Source organism: Bacillus sp. GW821-FHT01G09 (assembly GCF_059422205.1).
Genome location: NZ_JBWKWL010000001.1, coordinates 861,985 through 877,521 on the forward strand (window position 1 = coordinate 861,985; position 15,537 = coordinate 877,521).

The window sequence follows — 15,537 nt, forward strand, 5'->3', positions numbered from 1 at the left end:
CTTTTATTCACTTTTTAATAAGGATAACTCGTTACAACATACCTTCCAGACTTAACAACCTTTACAGTATAAGTATGCCGACCATTCGTTTTTCTTCCAATAGGCTTTTTAAACTTCTTAAAGTGAACTGTTCTACCATCTTTCTGGACGTATGCCGGTCTAGTTCTTGCTGTTGCCTTAGTTGTTCTTCTTAAAGTTTTAGCACTTCTAAACTTGCTTTTTGGTTGCCCATTTGGCATTCGTGCCTTCGACTTAGGACCATGATCTTTTTTGATATGTTTCCAGTTGAAATTTTTACCTGATTTCGCAAACCTATAAACCCTTTTAGCACCCTTAAATATCTTCCCAGGCCCAAAGTTAGAAGCAGCTGCCCAAGCAGCACCTTTCCACCCTTTACCTGATTTATATGCCTTGTACCCATCATAGGCTGCAAATCCGGCATTTACCACAAGCCATACCCAATGCCCATCCGGGTCAACATTCATCACAGGGTTATTATTTCCATAAGCATACCCATTCTGATCCAGTGAATCTCCGTCACTTCCCGGGTCTGGGTCGAGCGATAGGAACACGCCGTTTCTTGGCTCGTAGTAGCGGGCCATGAGATAGTACAGGCCGGTTTCTTCGTCGTATTGGTAGCCTGCGTAGCGATAGCGGTTGTCTTTTACTTCATCGCTTGCTTCGGTTTTTGTTGGATTTCCCCATGCGTCGTACTGATATTTGGCAACGGTTTTTCCAGTGCTGTCTGAGATCGCGATGACGTCGCCGTGTGCGTTGTAGTGATAGAAATATTTCTTGCCATTTTCTGTGTAGGATAACAGCTGGCCGCTGTCTCCGTACGTGTATGATTTTGTGACGTTGTTGTCCGCGTCTGTTTCATACAGGATGTTCAAGCTGTCTCCGTCGTAGAAGTAGTTCGTGACGTTTCCGTTGACGGTTTTTTGGATTCTGTTTCCTTTTTCGTCATACTTATATGTTGCGAATGGCTTGTCTTCGCCTTTTTTTGTAACGGCGGTCAGGTTATCTTCTGCATCCCACGTATATGTGAATTTGCCGTCGGATGTGCGGTTGCCGTTTTTATCGTAAGAGATGCTTTCATCATTGACTTTTGTCAGCTGGTTCATGATGTTGAAGGAAGCGTTCACTGTTTTGCTTGAGCCGTCTTTTACAGTTGTAACGGTTTTCCGGTTCCCGAATCCATCATATGTGTATTCAATAACAGTACCGTCTTCATGGGTTTCTTTGACAAGCTGATTCAGCTTCCCATACTCATATTGCACCTTGCCACTTGCTGAACTGTTTATAGTGGTACGGTTTCCGTTGGCATCATATTCATAGCTTTCCGTCAGAATGTTTCCGCCGTTTTTGTCACCGATATGCAGCGAGCTTACAAGGTTTCTTTCGTCATATGAAAAACTTGTTCCACCGCCGTTGCCCGTAATAAAGGTTTGGACGTTGCCATTTTCATCATAATCAAATGAATAGGAAGATGTACTGTCTTTCATCTCAATCATTTGATCCAGCTTGTTATACGTAAATTGATTCGTTCCTTTTTGGTCCCCATGAGTCCACGAGAAGGTTTTCAGCTTATCGGAGTCACTAGGGTATGTCCAAGTTTGACTGCCGCCGCGGTCAGTCAATTCGGTTAAACGGTTTTTATTGTCAAATGTCCGTTTCTTTGTGGTGTTCTGCTCTTTATTAACGACCGACGTTTCATTTCCATTTTTGTCATACGTGAAATTGTACTTTTCTGTACCGTTATACGACTTTGATTTCACCCGGTCTGTTCCATCATAAGAAAGAGATACTTCGTTGCCATTCGGTGAAATGGTTTTGGTCAGATTGCTGTTGGCATCATATTCGCTTGCTAGCACATTGCCCAGAGGGTCAGTTGTTTTGACAAGCTTGCCCATCACATCATATTCGTATTTATAGGTTTGATCTGCTCCCGCCCGGATGGTTTTGCTTACCTCATTGCCTTCCTTATCATAGCTGTGAAGGATAGAAGTGCCGTTGGAGAGCGTCATGTTTGTCAGTTGGTCTGCCTGATCATACGTATAGGATGTTTTTTCACCTTTTGCATCCGTTTCAGACGTTTTCTTACCAGTTTCATCGTAATCAGTTGAAGTAGAGTATCCTAGTTCATCTTCTTCCTTGGTCACATAGTTACCATTACTGTCATACGTGCTTTTTGTCAGAAGGCTTCCTTCAATCAAACGGATATCATCAAACCACGCGGTTCCTGTTGCGCTCTTTTGGAACAGTATGCTGATATCGACTTTATTGATCGGCTTTGTTTTTGGTATAACAACAGCTGCGCGGTTCCATTCCTGTGTTCCAGAAGGGAATTTCGCATTGTATACGCCTGTGCTGCCGTCCGCGTAAGTGACATTAGCCTGCAGAGAATAGTCTTTTTCATCTGTGAACTTGACACTGCTTGCTTTCGACATGCCTGTCAGTGTGAGATAAACCGGTTTGTCATTTGCGCTTTGCCCTAAGACAACGGTTTGTTTTGTTACTGATCCGGCTTGGGACGCACTGGTCCGGGCAGCTTTTAATGATACTTCATCATTAAAGCCTTCTTCAGAATCAACGGATGCTCCGCTTACATTCCAGCTTTCCATTGCTGCTGTGAAACTGCTGTTTTGAACTGGGTTATAGCTTGACGATACTTCGCCTTTTTCCAGCTGGACTTCATCAAACCATGCTTTTCCTTTGCCATCTTTATCTTTATGATCGACTTCCATATACACAACGGCTTTTCCTGCATTCGCTGGAGTCGTAAAAGTGATTTGCCGTTTTGTCCAGTCATTTTTTCCGGCTAATGCACTGTATTCATTGTGAATCCATTGAATTCGTTTTTGATCTTTGTCTCGCAGATCAATGTTAAAGTAGGCTCTTGATTTCGCTAGATCCGTTTTGATTTTCCCGCTTAATGTATAGGTTGTATTCGGCTCCAGTTCAACTGTTTGAGTCGCTGAGGAATACCCGTGATCGGTTCCTGCAGACGTTGATTGGCTCAAGACTTCCAATGCCTTTGATCCGGAAAGAACTCCGCTTTTATCGGCGATGACTGAAATTTTGCCGCTGTCTTTAGAGGCAGTCAGATTCCAGCCAGATTTTTGCGCTTCAAAGCTTCCATCTTTCAAAATATTAGTTGAAGCTGATAAATCTTTGCTGGATTGAATCTGATTTCCGTATTTATCATAAACGGCTGCTGACGATGATTTTCCGCTCTGATCGGTTTCGGATACAGCATCCAGTCCGTCATAAGCAATATCCGTGACATTGCCCTCGGTATCCTTCATTTTTGTGACATCGTTGTTTTTGTTATATTCGTATGTCTCAGTTCCATATGCGTCTTTAACCGACGTAACGTTGCCATCTTTGTCATATTGATAGCTTTCCGTTGCTTTTCCGGTGCCCACGTCGTTTGGATCGACATCTTCTACGACATTGTTGCCTTCATATTTTGTATTCGTTGTAATTTTTAGCCCTTCAGCATCATCAATGACCTGAATCGGATTTCCCGCTTCATTATAGCCATACTGTACCTTCCGGCCATTTGGCTGTGTCATGAGAAGTGTCTTTTTATCAGCATCATAGCTGTAGACATATGTTTCTTTTTTAGCGTTGATCGCTTTTTCGAGACGGTGTCCGCTATACTGATATTCGGTAAAGACAGGCTTTGCTTCGGTACTGTTGGCTGAATACTGTTTGACAAGGCGCCCTTCACTACCGTAGTCATAGCTTGTGACAGTCCCGTCTGTATCTGTAACCTTCTTCAGCAAATCATTCTCATATGAGTAGGTGACTTTCTTATTTTTAGGTCCTGTGATGGACGTCACATGGCCGTTTTCATCATAGGTAAATGTAAGCTTGCGGCCTGATGCATCTGTAATGGCGGTCAGTTGATTTTTGTCATTGTAAGTATAGACAGTTGCATTGTTATGGCCATCCACTACCTTTTGGAGTTTGCCGCCTTTTTTATTGAAATAAGCGTTGGTTTGATCCTTTGTTTTTAATATGAACTGATCAGCTGTTTCTGTTAATTCAAGATATACACCGGTCGGCGGCTGAAACGTGCCATCGGCTTTTTTCGTGAATCGATGTGTCGTAGCGTCTTCATCGATATACATTGCCCCGCCATCCGTTGAGATGACAGATGTTTCTGCATCAGCATACCAGCCTTGTCCAAATAAGTGATCAGAGCTGTCAAGACTGTTGTAGGTTCTCGATAAGCCAAGTCCCGGACCGCGTCCGTCAATTGACAAATCTTCTTCATTCACAATGACATTGCCTGTCGCACCATTTAACTGGCCGCTTGGGATATCAATGATAGACCAGTATTCTTCTGTCCCAAGGAATTCTGCTCCTTCATGGAACGTTGGGTTAAAGGGCGCCGTTGGAATTGTTTCACCATTCGCATCATAAGCGACAAGCGTGAAAGAATAATTCTTCTTCCCTTTGTAATTCCCATTTGCATTGTTATAGACAGGTGATGGATCGAGGGCTAATTCCCCGCCTTTTCCATCTGTATGAAGCTTATAGCTTCCAGCTTTGATTTCCTCAGAAGTCGGCCAGATGTTTTTATTTTGGGTTGTCCAATGATCCGCGTCACCCACATCAAAGGATTGATATTCTTTACCGTTGTAAATGTTAACTTTATAGCCTTTCGCATTTTGAACCTTTTCCCATATCAAATTCACATAGCCCGTTTGACTCGATTTTGTATTTGTATACAAATAGCCAGTTAAATTCTTTGGCTTAGCGATATCAGGAAGTGCCGGGTTAGCAGCCGGTGATGCAATGGATTCGCCGTCTTTGTTGTATGCGATAATTTTAAACGAGTAATTTCTTTTGGCTCCATCTCCCCCGGCGTTTTTATAAGTTGGGCCGGGATTGATCGGCAGCTCTGCACCATTGCCGTCTTTCAGATGAAGAGCATATTTCCCAGCCTTAATTTCAGCACTTGTCGGCCAAATCTTTTTCCCTTTGGTGGTCCAAGACGTCTGATTTCCCAGATCAAGTGTCTCAAAGCCTTTCCCATTGAACACCTGAATCTTATAGCCGGTTGCACCAGATACAGCTTTCCAAGAAAGATCGAAATAACCTGTGGCATTCCCATTATTGTAGCCCTTTGCTGATGGTGCTTGTGCTTTTCCTACATTAGGGATAACGGGCTTTGCCGGTGCGGACATCGCTCCTTCACCTTGGTCAAATACTGCACTGACGCCAATCCAGTAGTTTTTGCTTGTAGCATAGCTTCCGCCGGAATTCTTATAGACCGGGGATGGATCTAATGCCAATTCAGCTCCACCCTTGCCGTCCAGATGCAGTTTATATCTCTTGGAGGCAATTTCTGCGCTCGTAGGCCAGATTTTTTTCCCTTTTGTGCTCCACGACGTGACGTTGCCTGCAGAAATCGCTTGATATTCCTTACCATTGTAGATCCATACCTTATATCCTTTTGCGCCTTCAACCTTTTTCCAGCTGATATCGAAATAACCTGTGGAATCGCCGTTGTGATAAGCTTTAATTGTAGGGGTGTTTCCCTTTGGTATGGTATACGTCACTTCAATATACGGTTTATTGGCGGAGTTCGCTGAAGAAATTAGTTTTTTCCAATATTCCTTGCCGTTTCCGTTTGTATGAAGCTTAAATCCATAGTTGGCCCCGCCGGAGTTCCATGACTTTACAGCAGCGGTCACATCATAACTCGCCCACTGTCCTTTATGGACGTCTGCTTTTCCGATATTTTTAGATGCCGGTTTGGTGTTCCATGTCACTTTTGCATTATCATAATTGCTGTTGACCGTATCCAGCCAAAGACCGGTTGCCTTTGTTCCATAATAGGAATGGGCTACGTATGTTTTTAATGTAGCTTTAGTGACAGTCATATTTTGAATTGGCTTTAGGTTGTTAAATTTCATGAACGCATAGTTTGTGCCTGTTGTTTTGTCATAATAGCCCGTTTTCAGTACATAGGCCTTTAAATTAGCATCCCATTTTTGTGAGGAGGCCGAATAGTTCGTCGTCGGGTAGGCACTCATGACAAACGTGTCCGATGAAACAGATAAAGAAGTTGACGGGTCGATAGATACTGGATATACGCGTTCTGGGTCTTTCAGCCAGTTCTCGTCTGCCGTAAGATGAAGCAAATACCCTTCTTCATTCTTTTCCAGCTTATAGCTGACTTTGTCTGACCGTTCAACCTCGCCGGAAAGCTCATCTAGTTTTGAATCCGTCATAAAAGGCTTAGGCACAGAAAAAACAACTTTGCCTTTTTCATCAGAAAAATCAATGGATCCATCCTCTTGTTCTTTAGCCTGCAAATCGGTTTTTAACTGAAATGTAAATGTGTTGTATCCATCATACTGATGAAGGACTAAATCTTCTTTTATGTTTTCATTGAATGTGAAAGTCTGAAGATCAATATTCGGAAAAACATCCGGATACACAATCTCATTACTGTCAGTCTTATAATCTGCTGAGGTATCTTTCGGAGTAAGTGAAGTTTTATTCAGGCCTTTCGCTTCTACAAGTGAATATGTAACCTTATGGTCATTATGCTCAAAAGTCGCATAAAGCCCGTTCTTCATTTGCTTTTGAAAATCTGAATTCAAAATAGCGTTCGCTGTCTCGACTTGTTTGCTTGTCGACTCTTTTAACTCAGGAGAAATGTCTTCCCAGTCGGCATCAGGTGTTTCCTTTGTATGAATAGGATCAAGGTATACTTCCTGTTTATAGACACCGTCACCTTCATAATAGAGTTTTGTATTTTCTGTTCTTTCAGAGGTGATCTCACCCTCTTTGTTTATATCTTTTGGATCAAAAGGTACAGCTTTCTCAGTTTGTTCTTTCTGAAGAGTTTCTTCTGGATCATCGGCAGCAATACGATTTCCATTCTCTTCTTCTGTGGATTTTGCCAGTACATCGGCTGGCACTAATGAAATGATTAAAGCCAACACTAAAAATGCTGCTATGAACCTTTTAAAGTTTCGCCTCTTTCTTTTTTTCATTTTCTCTCTCCTTTTGTAATAAAAGTAATATTTACTCAATAATCTTAACTAGACTGAAATATTATTACAATATTTTTCTAGAAAATTTATCTTATTTTAAGGATTAGCGAGAGTCAATTGACCTAAAACAAAAAAAAGGCCCCATAGGCCTTTTTACATTTTTTATTGTATTTGTTCAATCTCCGTACCCTCAGCTGTCACATTCGCCTTCCCCTGCCTCCTGACAAGCGTCAAGGCCATGCCCGCAAAGATCATTACGATGCCAAGCGTTTGATAGAGGTCAGGGCGGAAGCCTGTGAAGACGGTATCTAGCACGATCGCGACAGCGGGGTCGAGAAATACAATGATTGAAATAAATTTCGTTGATAAAAATCGCAAACCGTCAAAAAACAACAAATATACAATACCCGTATGGATGATGCCGGTAGATACCACCATAATCCAGTTTCCCTGAGATAGGTCAGCAAAAGCGCCAAAGTGAATAAACGGAATCAGGATGATAACCCCTAAACCCGTCTGCAAGAAGGTGGTCGTGTAAGGACTGAGATTGTGAATGCCTTTTCCCAATAAAGTGGTGAACGCATAAAACAGTGCGGCGAGAACTGCCCATATGATCCCTGATCCCATCAGCTGTGTCAATGAAGTGCTGCCGTTAATCCCGGAAATCAGCGCAGTTCCCAGAAAGCAGATGATAATGGAGCTGACGGAGATCACATTTAATTTCTCTCTGTAGAAGAAGCTCCCCAGAAGAAGAACAAGCACCGGCGCTAGATGATAAACGGAGATGGCAATTGTAACGGACGTTTCTTCAAAAGACTTAAATAAGAACACCCAGTTGAATACAAGAAAGAAACCGCACGCCAATGTTTGCAGCACGTCTCTCTTGCTCCATTTTTCAGTTTTATACTGGCCGGACGCCAGCCAGCAAAGGCCTAAAAACAGCGTCGCGCAAAGGCAGCGGACAAAGACCAATTCAAATGACGGCAGATTGGTATGCTCTGAGAAAAAGCCGATAGAACCGAAAATCACCATGGAGATGACCATTTTGATTACGGCTGTTGATTTTTGTTTTGACGATATGGAAAGATCCTGTTGCATCAAACGTATTCTACCTCCAGTACTGCATAGCATAAACTGTTTTTTATGAATTCAGAAATCTACACATAGAATTCCTCTTTTTTACATGTAGATATTATAACACTTCTATTCTAAATAAAAAAAAGCGCCCAAGGGCGCTTTTTTTACAAATCTATCGAACAATCAAAACCGGGCATGTTGATAATTGAGACACTTTATGGCTGACGCTTCCAAGCATCATTTCTTTCAGGCCGCTGATCCCCCGGCTGCCAACTACAATCAGGCTGACGCCTTTCTCTTTTGCGTGATTTAGTATCTCATACGCCGGCTCGCCATTCGCGTAAATGGTTTCAGCTTGAACGCCTTTTTCGGCTGCTTTTTCTTTTGCATTCTCAAGGATTTTCAGGCCCTCTTTTTTAACCTCGTTCCTGATTTCATCAATAAAGTGTTCAGGCACATAGACAATTCCCGTCAGAGAAGAAGTCGTGACGACGGCTTCTCTCCCCACATGAAGAATGCTTAGTTCCGCTTGCTGCTCCTTTGCCAAATGCACTGCGGCATCAAGCGCTTTTGCACTCATGTCTGATCCGTCAATCGCTACTAACATTTTGTTAAACATGCTCTTCCCGCCTTTCGGACTGTGGGTGGTTCATCTTTCTCTTTTATTGTCCGCCTGCATTTTGTTATTGTCAATTGAAGCGCATGAGTTTTCAAAAATTTGTCAGATACTCTCTCCGTTTGTGGCGATGACCTGCTGATACCAGTTGAAGCTTTTTTTCTTGATACGATTAAATGTTCCATGTCCTTCATTGTCCCGGTCCACATAAATGAAGCCGTAGCGTTTTTTCATTTCCGCAGTAGATGCGCTGACAAGGTCAATTGGCCCCCATGATGTGTATCCGATTAATTCAACGCCGTCCGCAATGGCTTCGCGCGCTTCAATTAAATGATCACGCAGATAGTTGATTCTGTAATCGTCCTGAATCGTGCCGTCCTCTTCAACCTTGTCTACAGCGCCAAGACCGTTTTCAACAATGAACAGTGGCTTCTGATAGCGGTCGTATAAGGTGTTGAGCGTAATGCGCAAGCCTTTCGGGTCAATTTGCCATCCCCATTCTGATGATTTCAGGTAAGGGTTTTTGACTCCCCCCAGCAGGTTGCCGCCTGATTTTGCAAGCTCTTCCGGATCAGTGCTAGCCGCCATCGACATGTAGTAGCTAAATCCAATATAATCCACCGTATGTTCTTTCAAGAGCTCTTCATCGCCTTCAGCCATTTCAATTTCGATATTGTTTTCTGCCAGATAGCGTTTCATATATCCCGGGTACGCGCCTCTTGCCTGAACATCTGAAAAGAATAGTGTTTTGCGCTCATTCTCCATTGCCGCGAAGACATCCTCCGGCTTAGAAGTCATCGGATAGGTTGTCGTTGCCGCTATCATACAGCCAATTTTCGAATCAGGGATGATCTCGTGACCCGCTTTGACAGCAAGAGCACTGGCCACAAATTGGTGGTGTGCCGCCTGGTACATCGCGTTTAATTTGTTTTCTCCTTCTTCAAAAACAAGACCGCCTCCGGTAAATGGCGCATGGAGCACCACGTTAATTTCATTAAACGTCATCCAATACTTCACTTTGTGTTGATAGCGTTTGAAAACCGTTTTGGCATAGCGTTCATAAAACTCTATGACTTTGCGATTCTTCCAGCCGCCATAATTTTTCACTAAACCGAGCGGCATTTCATAATGAGAGATGGTTACGACAGGCTCAATATGATGCTTTAACAGCTCATCAAACAGATCATCATAAAAGCTGAGGCCTTCTTCATTTGGCTCCTCTTCATCGCCATTCGGAAAAATTCTCGTCCACGCAATCGATGTGCGGAACGCCTTAAATCCCATTTCTGCAAATAAGGCGATATCCTCTTTATAACGATGATAAAAGTCAATCCCGTTGTGATACAGATTCAAGGAAGTCATTGATTCATCAAATGGAGACATGATCCCGTTCGGCGATACGTCAGCTGTCGAAAGCCCCTTACCCCCCTCGTTATAAGCACCCTCCACTTGGTTGGCAGCAACTGCGCCGCCCCATAAAAATCCTTCTGGAAATCGTTTTGCGTTTGAACTCATATTGATCACCCCATTAGTTTTTTCAAGATAAAGCAAGCAGCGCTTCTTTTGTCTGCACTTTACCGATCTCTTTTACCGGCGAAAATGAATATTGGTCTGTGTTGGTCACGATCACCGGGGTAATGACGTCATATCCCGCGGCTTTGATTTGCTCCAGATCAAAGGACACGAGCGGATCTCCCGGTGCGACCTTGTCGCCTTCTTTGACGTGAGCCGTGAACCATTGTCCCTCCAGCTTCACCGTGTCCAATCCAATGTGTATGAGTATTTCGGCTCCCTGATCACTCGTAATGCCAACTGCGTGTTTTGTTTTAAAAATGGTGGTAACGCTTCCATGAACAGGCGAAACAACTTCTCCTTCTTCAGGCTCTATGGCAAATCCTTTTCCCATGATCCCGGCAGAAAACACTCCGTCTTTGACTTCACTTAAGGCTTTCACTTCTCCCTTAATCGGGCTGTGAATAATCTCTCTGCTGCCCTCATGCACAGCCGGCTGCTGGCTGCCGTCAGAAGGCACATCCTCGAATCCAAGCAAATACGCAGCTGCTGTTCCCGCCGCAAACGCAATCACAAGGCCGATCATCGCGTAAATAAACGTTGGGCCGATAAAGACAGGGATGCTCGGGAGACCTGCATTCCCCCCGACGATATAGGAAGCAACACCCGTCATGCCGTAAAACGCGCCACCGGCTGCACCGCCAATCAAAGCGGCCGCAAACGGCTTTTTCAATCGCATATTCACGCCGTACATCGCAGGTTCTGTAATCCCCATCAGCGCCGTGATGCTTGTGGTAAGCGCAAGTGATTTAAATTTTTTGTTTCTGGAGCGAAGGAAGACGGCAAATGATGCTCCCGCCTGCCCCATATTCGCCAAAAACATAGCTGGCAGTAAATAATCGTGGCCGTTTTGAGCGATGTTGTTGATCATGATCGGCACAAAGGCATAGTGCATGCCCGTCATAATGATTAAAGAGAATGTACCAGCCAGCAAAATCATCGCCACAAGCCCTGCATGATCAAACAAATAATTGACCCCAGAAGACAAGTATTCTCCTAAAATAGCGCCAAGCGGACCGACTGTAATCAATGTCAGCGGCACGACAATCAATAGCGTGAATGTCGGAACCACAATCAATTTGAGAGACGAGTGTGTAAAACGGTCAATCCATTTTTCTACGTACGAAGCAATCCAAATCGCCAGCAAAATCGGGATGACCGTTGACGAATAAGTGGCAGCGGTTACAGGAAGCCCGATAAAGGAAATCGGTTTCCCCGCATCGAGCAGGGCTGTCAAATCCGGATGCAGAATCGCCGCCGCAATGGCTGCCGCTACGTACGGATTGCTTCCGAATTTTCTCGCCGCACTCATCGCTAGCAGGAGCGGCAGGAAGTAGAACGCGCCGTCACCGACAGCCGTCAAAATGACATGAACCTGGCTCTTCTCCGCCATCCAGCCAAACGTAACTGCCAGCGCAACAAGCCCTTTGATCATCCCCGCTCCCGCAATCGCAGGCAGAATCGGGGTAAACACACCAGAAATCACATCAAAGACCGCACTCAGCACATTCTTTTTCTGAGAGGATGAACCAGCGCTCCTCTCATCACTGAGATTGCTGTGCCGCACAATCGCCTGATACACCTTCGGCACATCGTTTCCGATAATGATTTGAAACTGCTCGCCGCTGATATTGGTGCCCATCACTCCAGACAGCTGCTCCAGCTGACTGCGATCCGCCTTCGCGTTGTCATGAAGATTAAAACGCAGCCTCGTCATGCAGTGGATCACGCGCTGAACGTTGTCTTCACCGCCTACGAGTTGTAATATGTCCTTCGATAATTTATCATAATCCATGTGTATACCTCCTTTTTATGGGGGGACTGCTGGAAGAAAGGTGGCCGCCTTTCACCAGCTTTTTTTGTATCAAATGCTGCATCACCTCCTAAAAGAGAATAAAAAAAACCTAAATGACACAGATTGCGAGAGTCTCCTCCGGCACCTGCACCATTTAGGTTTTGCCTGCTTTCGCAGTAACAATCCTGACGGGTCGTTTATTTGTTTGTAGGTATACTTTAGCACTAGATTTGCGTGATGTCAACGCTTTCATTTTTGGTGTTGACTATCGTTTCTAGAACAAAAGTAATCATAAAGGTTTGAACTTTAACTTCAATAAAAAAAACCTTGAAAGGCACTTTGCCAATCAAGGTAAAACAGTTATCACTAGACTACTCTAAAGCTACTTACTAGGAAGCAAACCAGAGGGTCCTGAAAACCATTTAATTAAAATAGTTATGACGTGAGATTTTTATAACCAGGAATCTCTTCTAACATGAAAAACCTCTAGTTGTTTATCATATAACATGTGTATTAAATTTAAATTCGAAATTGATTACAGTTCCGATATATTCATATTCTTTTAGTATAACTATAAGCGACTAGCCAACAACTCTTTTGGTGTTATCCTTGTAATTTAAAGTATTGAGCTAAATTATTCATATACTTATCATAGTCATCGTCTTTACATTTATTCATGATAGTCTCTACAGTAGAATTGACAGTTTTTATATTAAAATCTCTCATTATGAGATATCCATGACCTAATTCAATTTTTGTACTTTCAAGTATCTTATCCAATCTTTTAGGACTAATAATATCAAAAGTAAATAAATCAGAAGCACCTGGTATATCAGGCAATCCTATGTCAAGTTCAAATGAAACGTAGAAATCATCAGCGTCCTCACCCCAATTTTCATAGTCTTTAGTTAAAGCTTTAATTTCTAACATAATTATATCCCACCTTTTAATCTAAAATATCAACATGTACATTTCTTAATTCTGTTTTTGATCCTACAACAGTAATTTCATTTTCAGTGAAGTTCGCTCTCCACATTTTTTCCTTTGGTTTATATTGCAATCTGAAAGCTCTCATTTTATCTACACTTTTGTACCCTAAAAAATTTCCTGCTTTATCATACATTTTTTCCGCTCCTTGACCAACCCAGCCTTTTCCTGCATCTAGTGCATTCTGACGTGTTGAGCTACCAAGAGTTGATAAACCTTTAGGGGAATTTTTTATTCCTATAACCGTTTGGGAAGAGCTTAAATTATCTACATATCCAGGATGCCACCACTTACTATTAACACTGCCTTTAGAAGGTTTCTTTTTTACGTCTCCCTTTATATCCTTCTCCACTACTTGTTTAGCCACATCTGTGACAACACGCTTCCCGCCTCGGACCGCCAATTTTTTAACAGCACCCTGAGGGCTTACCCACTCAATAAATTCATACTGCGTTCCAGCCAAAAATGAATCCAGTGACTTAGCTCCGCCTACTTTATCCTCTGGTATGTAAGACACTTCTTCTAGCCGCTTTTTCCCTCCAGCATAGAATTCTCTTACGATCTGGCCGTTTTCATAAACATAATATTTGCCGCCAACATAGTCGATGCTTGCAGTATTGCGAGTTAGTTCGTCAATCACTTCTATCGTATCTATCTTTTTTAATCTTTTATTATTATATAGTTTATCATTTATCACCCGTATGTCTCCATAGACTTTCGGGTGAGCTGCTGCTTCTTTCTGTAATACAGTTACGTTACTGTCATCAGCATGAATCTCACGCTCGATCTTCTGTTGTTTGTCATCCATCATCACAGAATCAACGTTTGATTGCTTATGTTTCTCCAGTTTCTTCAGCATCATCTCCATCGGAGAATCATCCGCCTGCTTCATTTGCGAGTTAATGCCGCAGAAGGTTTGGTTGATCTTTTCTTCTTCCTGTGATTTCAGGATGGAGCCGCTTTTGTAGCCTGTGATTTCAATTTTCGGGCCGGTGTACATGGTTTCGAGCTGATCAATGTATTTTTTCATCGTTTGAAAATCTGATTTTGCGGCTTCTAGTGCTTGGGTTTGCTGGCCGTCAAATTGAAAGAGCTTATTCAGGGTGTCTGAAATCAGTCGCTCAGCCTGTTCTGTTTCCATTCGGAAAAAGGTATCATTGACTGCCGGCAGGCTGACGATGTGGCCGATGGCTGATGTCTGGCGATTGACTGCGTCAGTGAGCTGCTCTGTCACTTCTCGTGCATGCTTGACCCCATGTCTCGCATCGTGTGAGAGAAAAGCCTCTGCGATCATGCCGTGGGAGTCAGATTCTACAGAGGAAATCGCATGCTGTGTTTGTTTCAGCACTTTTTTGTATTCGTCGATAAACATGCCAAAGAAAAGGAGAAAAGGCTTGTGGCACTCCTCGTAAAAGGTCCGGATGGCATCTCCGCCTTTTCCTTTCAGCGCATCCTTCATGCCTGCCAGATGCTCAACGCTTTTTTCCAGCTTCTCCAGCTGTTGTTTTTGCTTGTCCAGTTTCTCAATCGTATGCTGAATGCCCTCGTGAAGAGCGTGGACATCTAATGTTTTCAATCCCTTGTCCTCCCGCGCTTTATTTCATGGAAGATGATATGTTTTCGTCCGTTTCCTTCATGGCGTTTACCGCGCTTTCCGTTTGTGCGATATGCTTGGCCAGAACAGACGCATATGCTTCAGTGAGCTCTTTGATGTCCTTATTTAATTGCTCGATGGACTTCACAACATTCAAATGGTTTCTGCCTGAGAGATGGCCGGGTAAGGAGGACTTGAGTTCAGCTGAATTCTTGAGCTGAGAAAGCCCTTGCTTCACTGTGCCATACACCATTTTAATTTCCTGTGCCATTTGTGCTCACCTCACTTTTTATGTTTTTCCTTCTCTATTTCATGCTCTATCCTCGTAATTTGGCGTCTTATGGAATAGACATCGCCCTCTAATGAGTGGATTTTTCCTTCTATGCTTTCGATGATTCCGCTGACTTGATCGCTTTTGATTTGCTGATATGCTTTGTTCATTCCTTCACGAATATCTTCAAACCGCTGAGCATGTGTTCCTCTCCATGCCTCCCGGTTAAGATGAGGCCGGTGAATGAGATGCTGGGCCTCGGAGAATTCGTGTTTGATTTGCCTGATTTCGTGCAGCACTCGTTTTAACTGATGGATCTGTTCCTGTTTTTCATGTAAGTCGGCTTTTACCGAATGTAACAACATTTCACTATGCATGCCGCAACACCTCATGTTTCTATCAAACTGTGTCAATTCTTTACAATACAGACTATTTTCATATTACATGATGGGTCATATTGGATAAATAGGTGAAAGGATTTGTCTTACAGAGGATATAAATAAGTATATTTATCTATTATCCTTTTCATTCGACTTTCTCGCGAGTAAAATACTGCTTACATAGGACTTTAAGATCAGGTACAATCGTCCTCATTTGATTTGC

Annotated in this window: 9 protein-coding genes; all 9 read right to left on the reverse strand. The window is 43.1% G+C overall.

Annotated elements, in window-relative coordinates; genetic code table 11:
• Positions 1 to 14: 14 nt before the first annotated feature.
• On the reverse strand, positions 15 to 7,022 hold the full coding sequence (gene wapA / locus AC07VD_RS04305; protein WP_342819399.1) for a tRNA nuclease WapA: 7,008 nt from the start codon (positions 7,020 to 7,022) through the stop codon (positions 15 to 17).
• 162 nt (positions 7,023 to 7,184) lie between these two features.
• The gene (locus AC07VD_RS04310; RefSeq protein WP_129092881.1) at positions 7,185 to 8,120 is read right to left on the reverse strand and encodes a DMT family transporter; all 936 of its coding nucleotides are present in this window, start codon (positions 8,118 to 8,120) and stop codon (positions 7,185 to 7,187) included.
• Between the two features lie 151 nt (positions 8,121 to 8,271).
• On the reverse strand, positions 8,272 to 8,718 hold the full coding sequence (locus tag AC07VD_RS04315) for a universal stress protein (protein ID WP_015714985.1): 447 nt from the start codon (positions 8,716 to 8,718) through the stop codon (positions 8,272 to 8,274).
• Between the two features lie 102 nt (positions 8,719 to 8,820).
• Positions 8,821 to 10,230, reverse strand: coding sequence for an aryl-phospho-beta-d-glucosidase (gene bglH, locus AC07VD_RS04320; protein WP_129092815.1), 1,410 nt, complete (start codon positions 10,228 to 10,230; stop codon positions 8,821 to 8,823).
• A 22-nt stretch (positions 10,231 to 10,252) separates the two neighbouring features.
• On the reverse strand, positions 10,253 to 12,082 hold the full coding sequence (gene bglP, locus AC07VD_RS04325) for a PTS beta-glucoside transporter subunit IIABC (RefSeq protein WP_129092816.1): 1,830 nt from the start codon (positions 12,080 to 12,082) through the stop codon (positions 10,253 to 10,255).
• Between the two features lie 603 nt (positions 12,083 to 12,685).
• Positions 12,686 to 13,012 carry an Imm8 family immunity protein gene (locus AC07VD_RS04330; RefSeq protein WP_160832146.1) on the reverse strand — a complete coding sequence of 109 codons (327 nt, stop codon included), beginning with the start codon at positions 13,010 to 13,012 and terminating at the stop codon, positions 12,686 to 12,688.
• 16 nt (positions 13,013 to 13,028) lie between these two features.
• Complete coding sequence (locus AC07VD_RS04335; RefSeq protein ID WP_160832145.1) at positions 13,029 to 14,645, reverse strand: ribonuclease YeeF family protein; 1,617 nt, start codon at positions 14,643 to 14,645, stop codon at positions 13,029 to 13,031.
• 19 nt (positions 14,646 to 14,664) lie between these two features.
• Positions 14,665 to 14,934 carry a YwqI/YxiC family protein gene (locus tag AC07VD_RS04340; RefSeq protein WP_003218942.1) on the reverse strand — a complete coding sequence of 90 codons (270 nt, stop codon included), beginning with the start codon at positions 14,932 to 14,934 and terminating at the stop codon, positions 14,665 to 14,667.
• Positions 14,935 to 14,945: 11 nt separating this feature from the next.
• Positions 14,946 to 15,311, reverse strand: a complete 366-nt coding sequence (locus AC07VD_RS04345; RefSeq protein WP_003218945.1) for a YwqH-like family protein — start codon at positions 15,309 to 15,311, stop codon at positions 14,946 to 14,948.
• Positions 15,312 to 15,537: the final 226 nt, after the last annotated feature.

What these genes read in the sequence shown, in the direction of transcription:
- wapA (WP_342819399.1), bottom strand. Translation starts at nt 7,022, where the DNA reads ATGAAAAAAAGAAAGAGGCGAAACTTTAAAAGGTTCATAGCAGCATTT.
- AC07VD_RS04310 (WP_129092881.1), bottom strand. Translation starts at nt 8,120, where the DNA reads ATGCAACAGGATCTTTCCATATCGTCAAAACAAAAATCAACAGCCGTA.
- AC07VD_RS04315 (WP_015714985.1), bottom strand. Translation starts at nt 8,718, where the DNA reads ATGTTTAACAAAATGTTAGTAGCGATTGACGGATCAGACATGAGTGCA.
- bglH (WP_129092815.1), bottom strand. Translation starts at nt 10,230, where the DNA reads ATGAGTTCAAACGCAAAACGATTTCCAGAAGGATTTTTATGGGGCGGC.
- bglP (WP_129092816.1), bottom strand. Translation starts at nt 12,082, where the DNA reads ATGGATTATGATAAATTATCGAAGGACATATTACAACTCGTAGGCGGT.
- AC07VD_RS04330 (WP_160832146.1), bottom strand. Translation starts at nt 13,012, where the DNA reads ATGTTAGAAATTAAAGCTTTAACTAAAGACTATGAAAATTGGGGTGAG.
- AC07VD_RS04340 (WP_003218942.1), bottom strand. Translation starts at nt 14,934, where the DNA reads ATGGCACAGGAAATTAAAATGGTGTATGGCACAGTGAAGCAAGGGCTT.
- AC07VD_RS04345 (WP_003218945.1), bottom strand. Translation starts at nt 15,311, where the DNA reads ATGCATAGTGAAATGTTGTTACATTCGGTAAAAGCCGACTTACATGAA.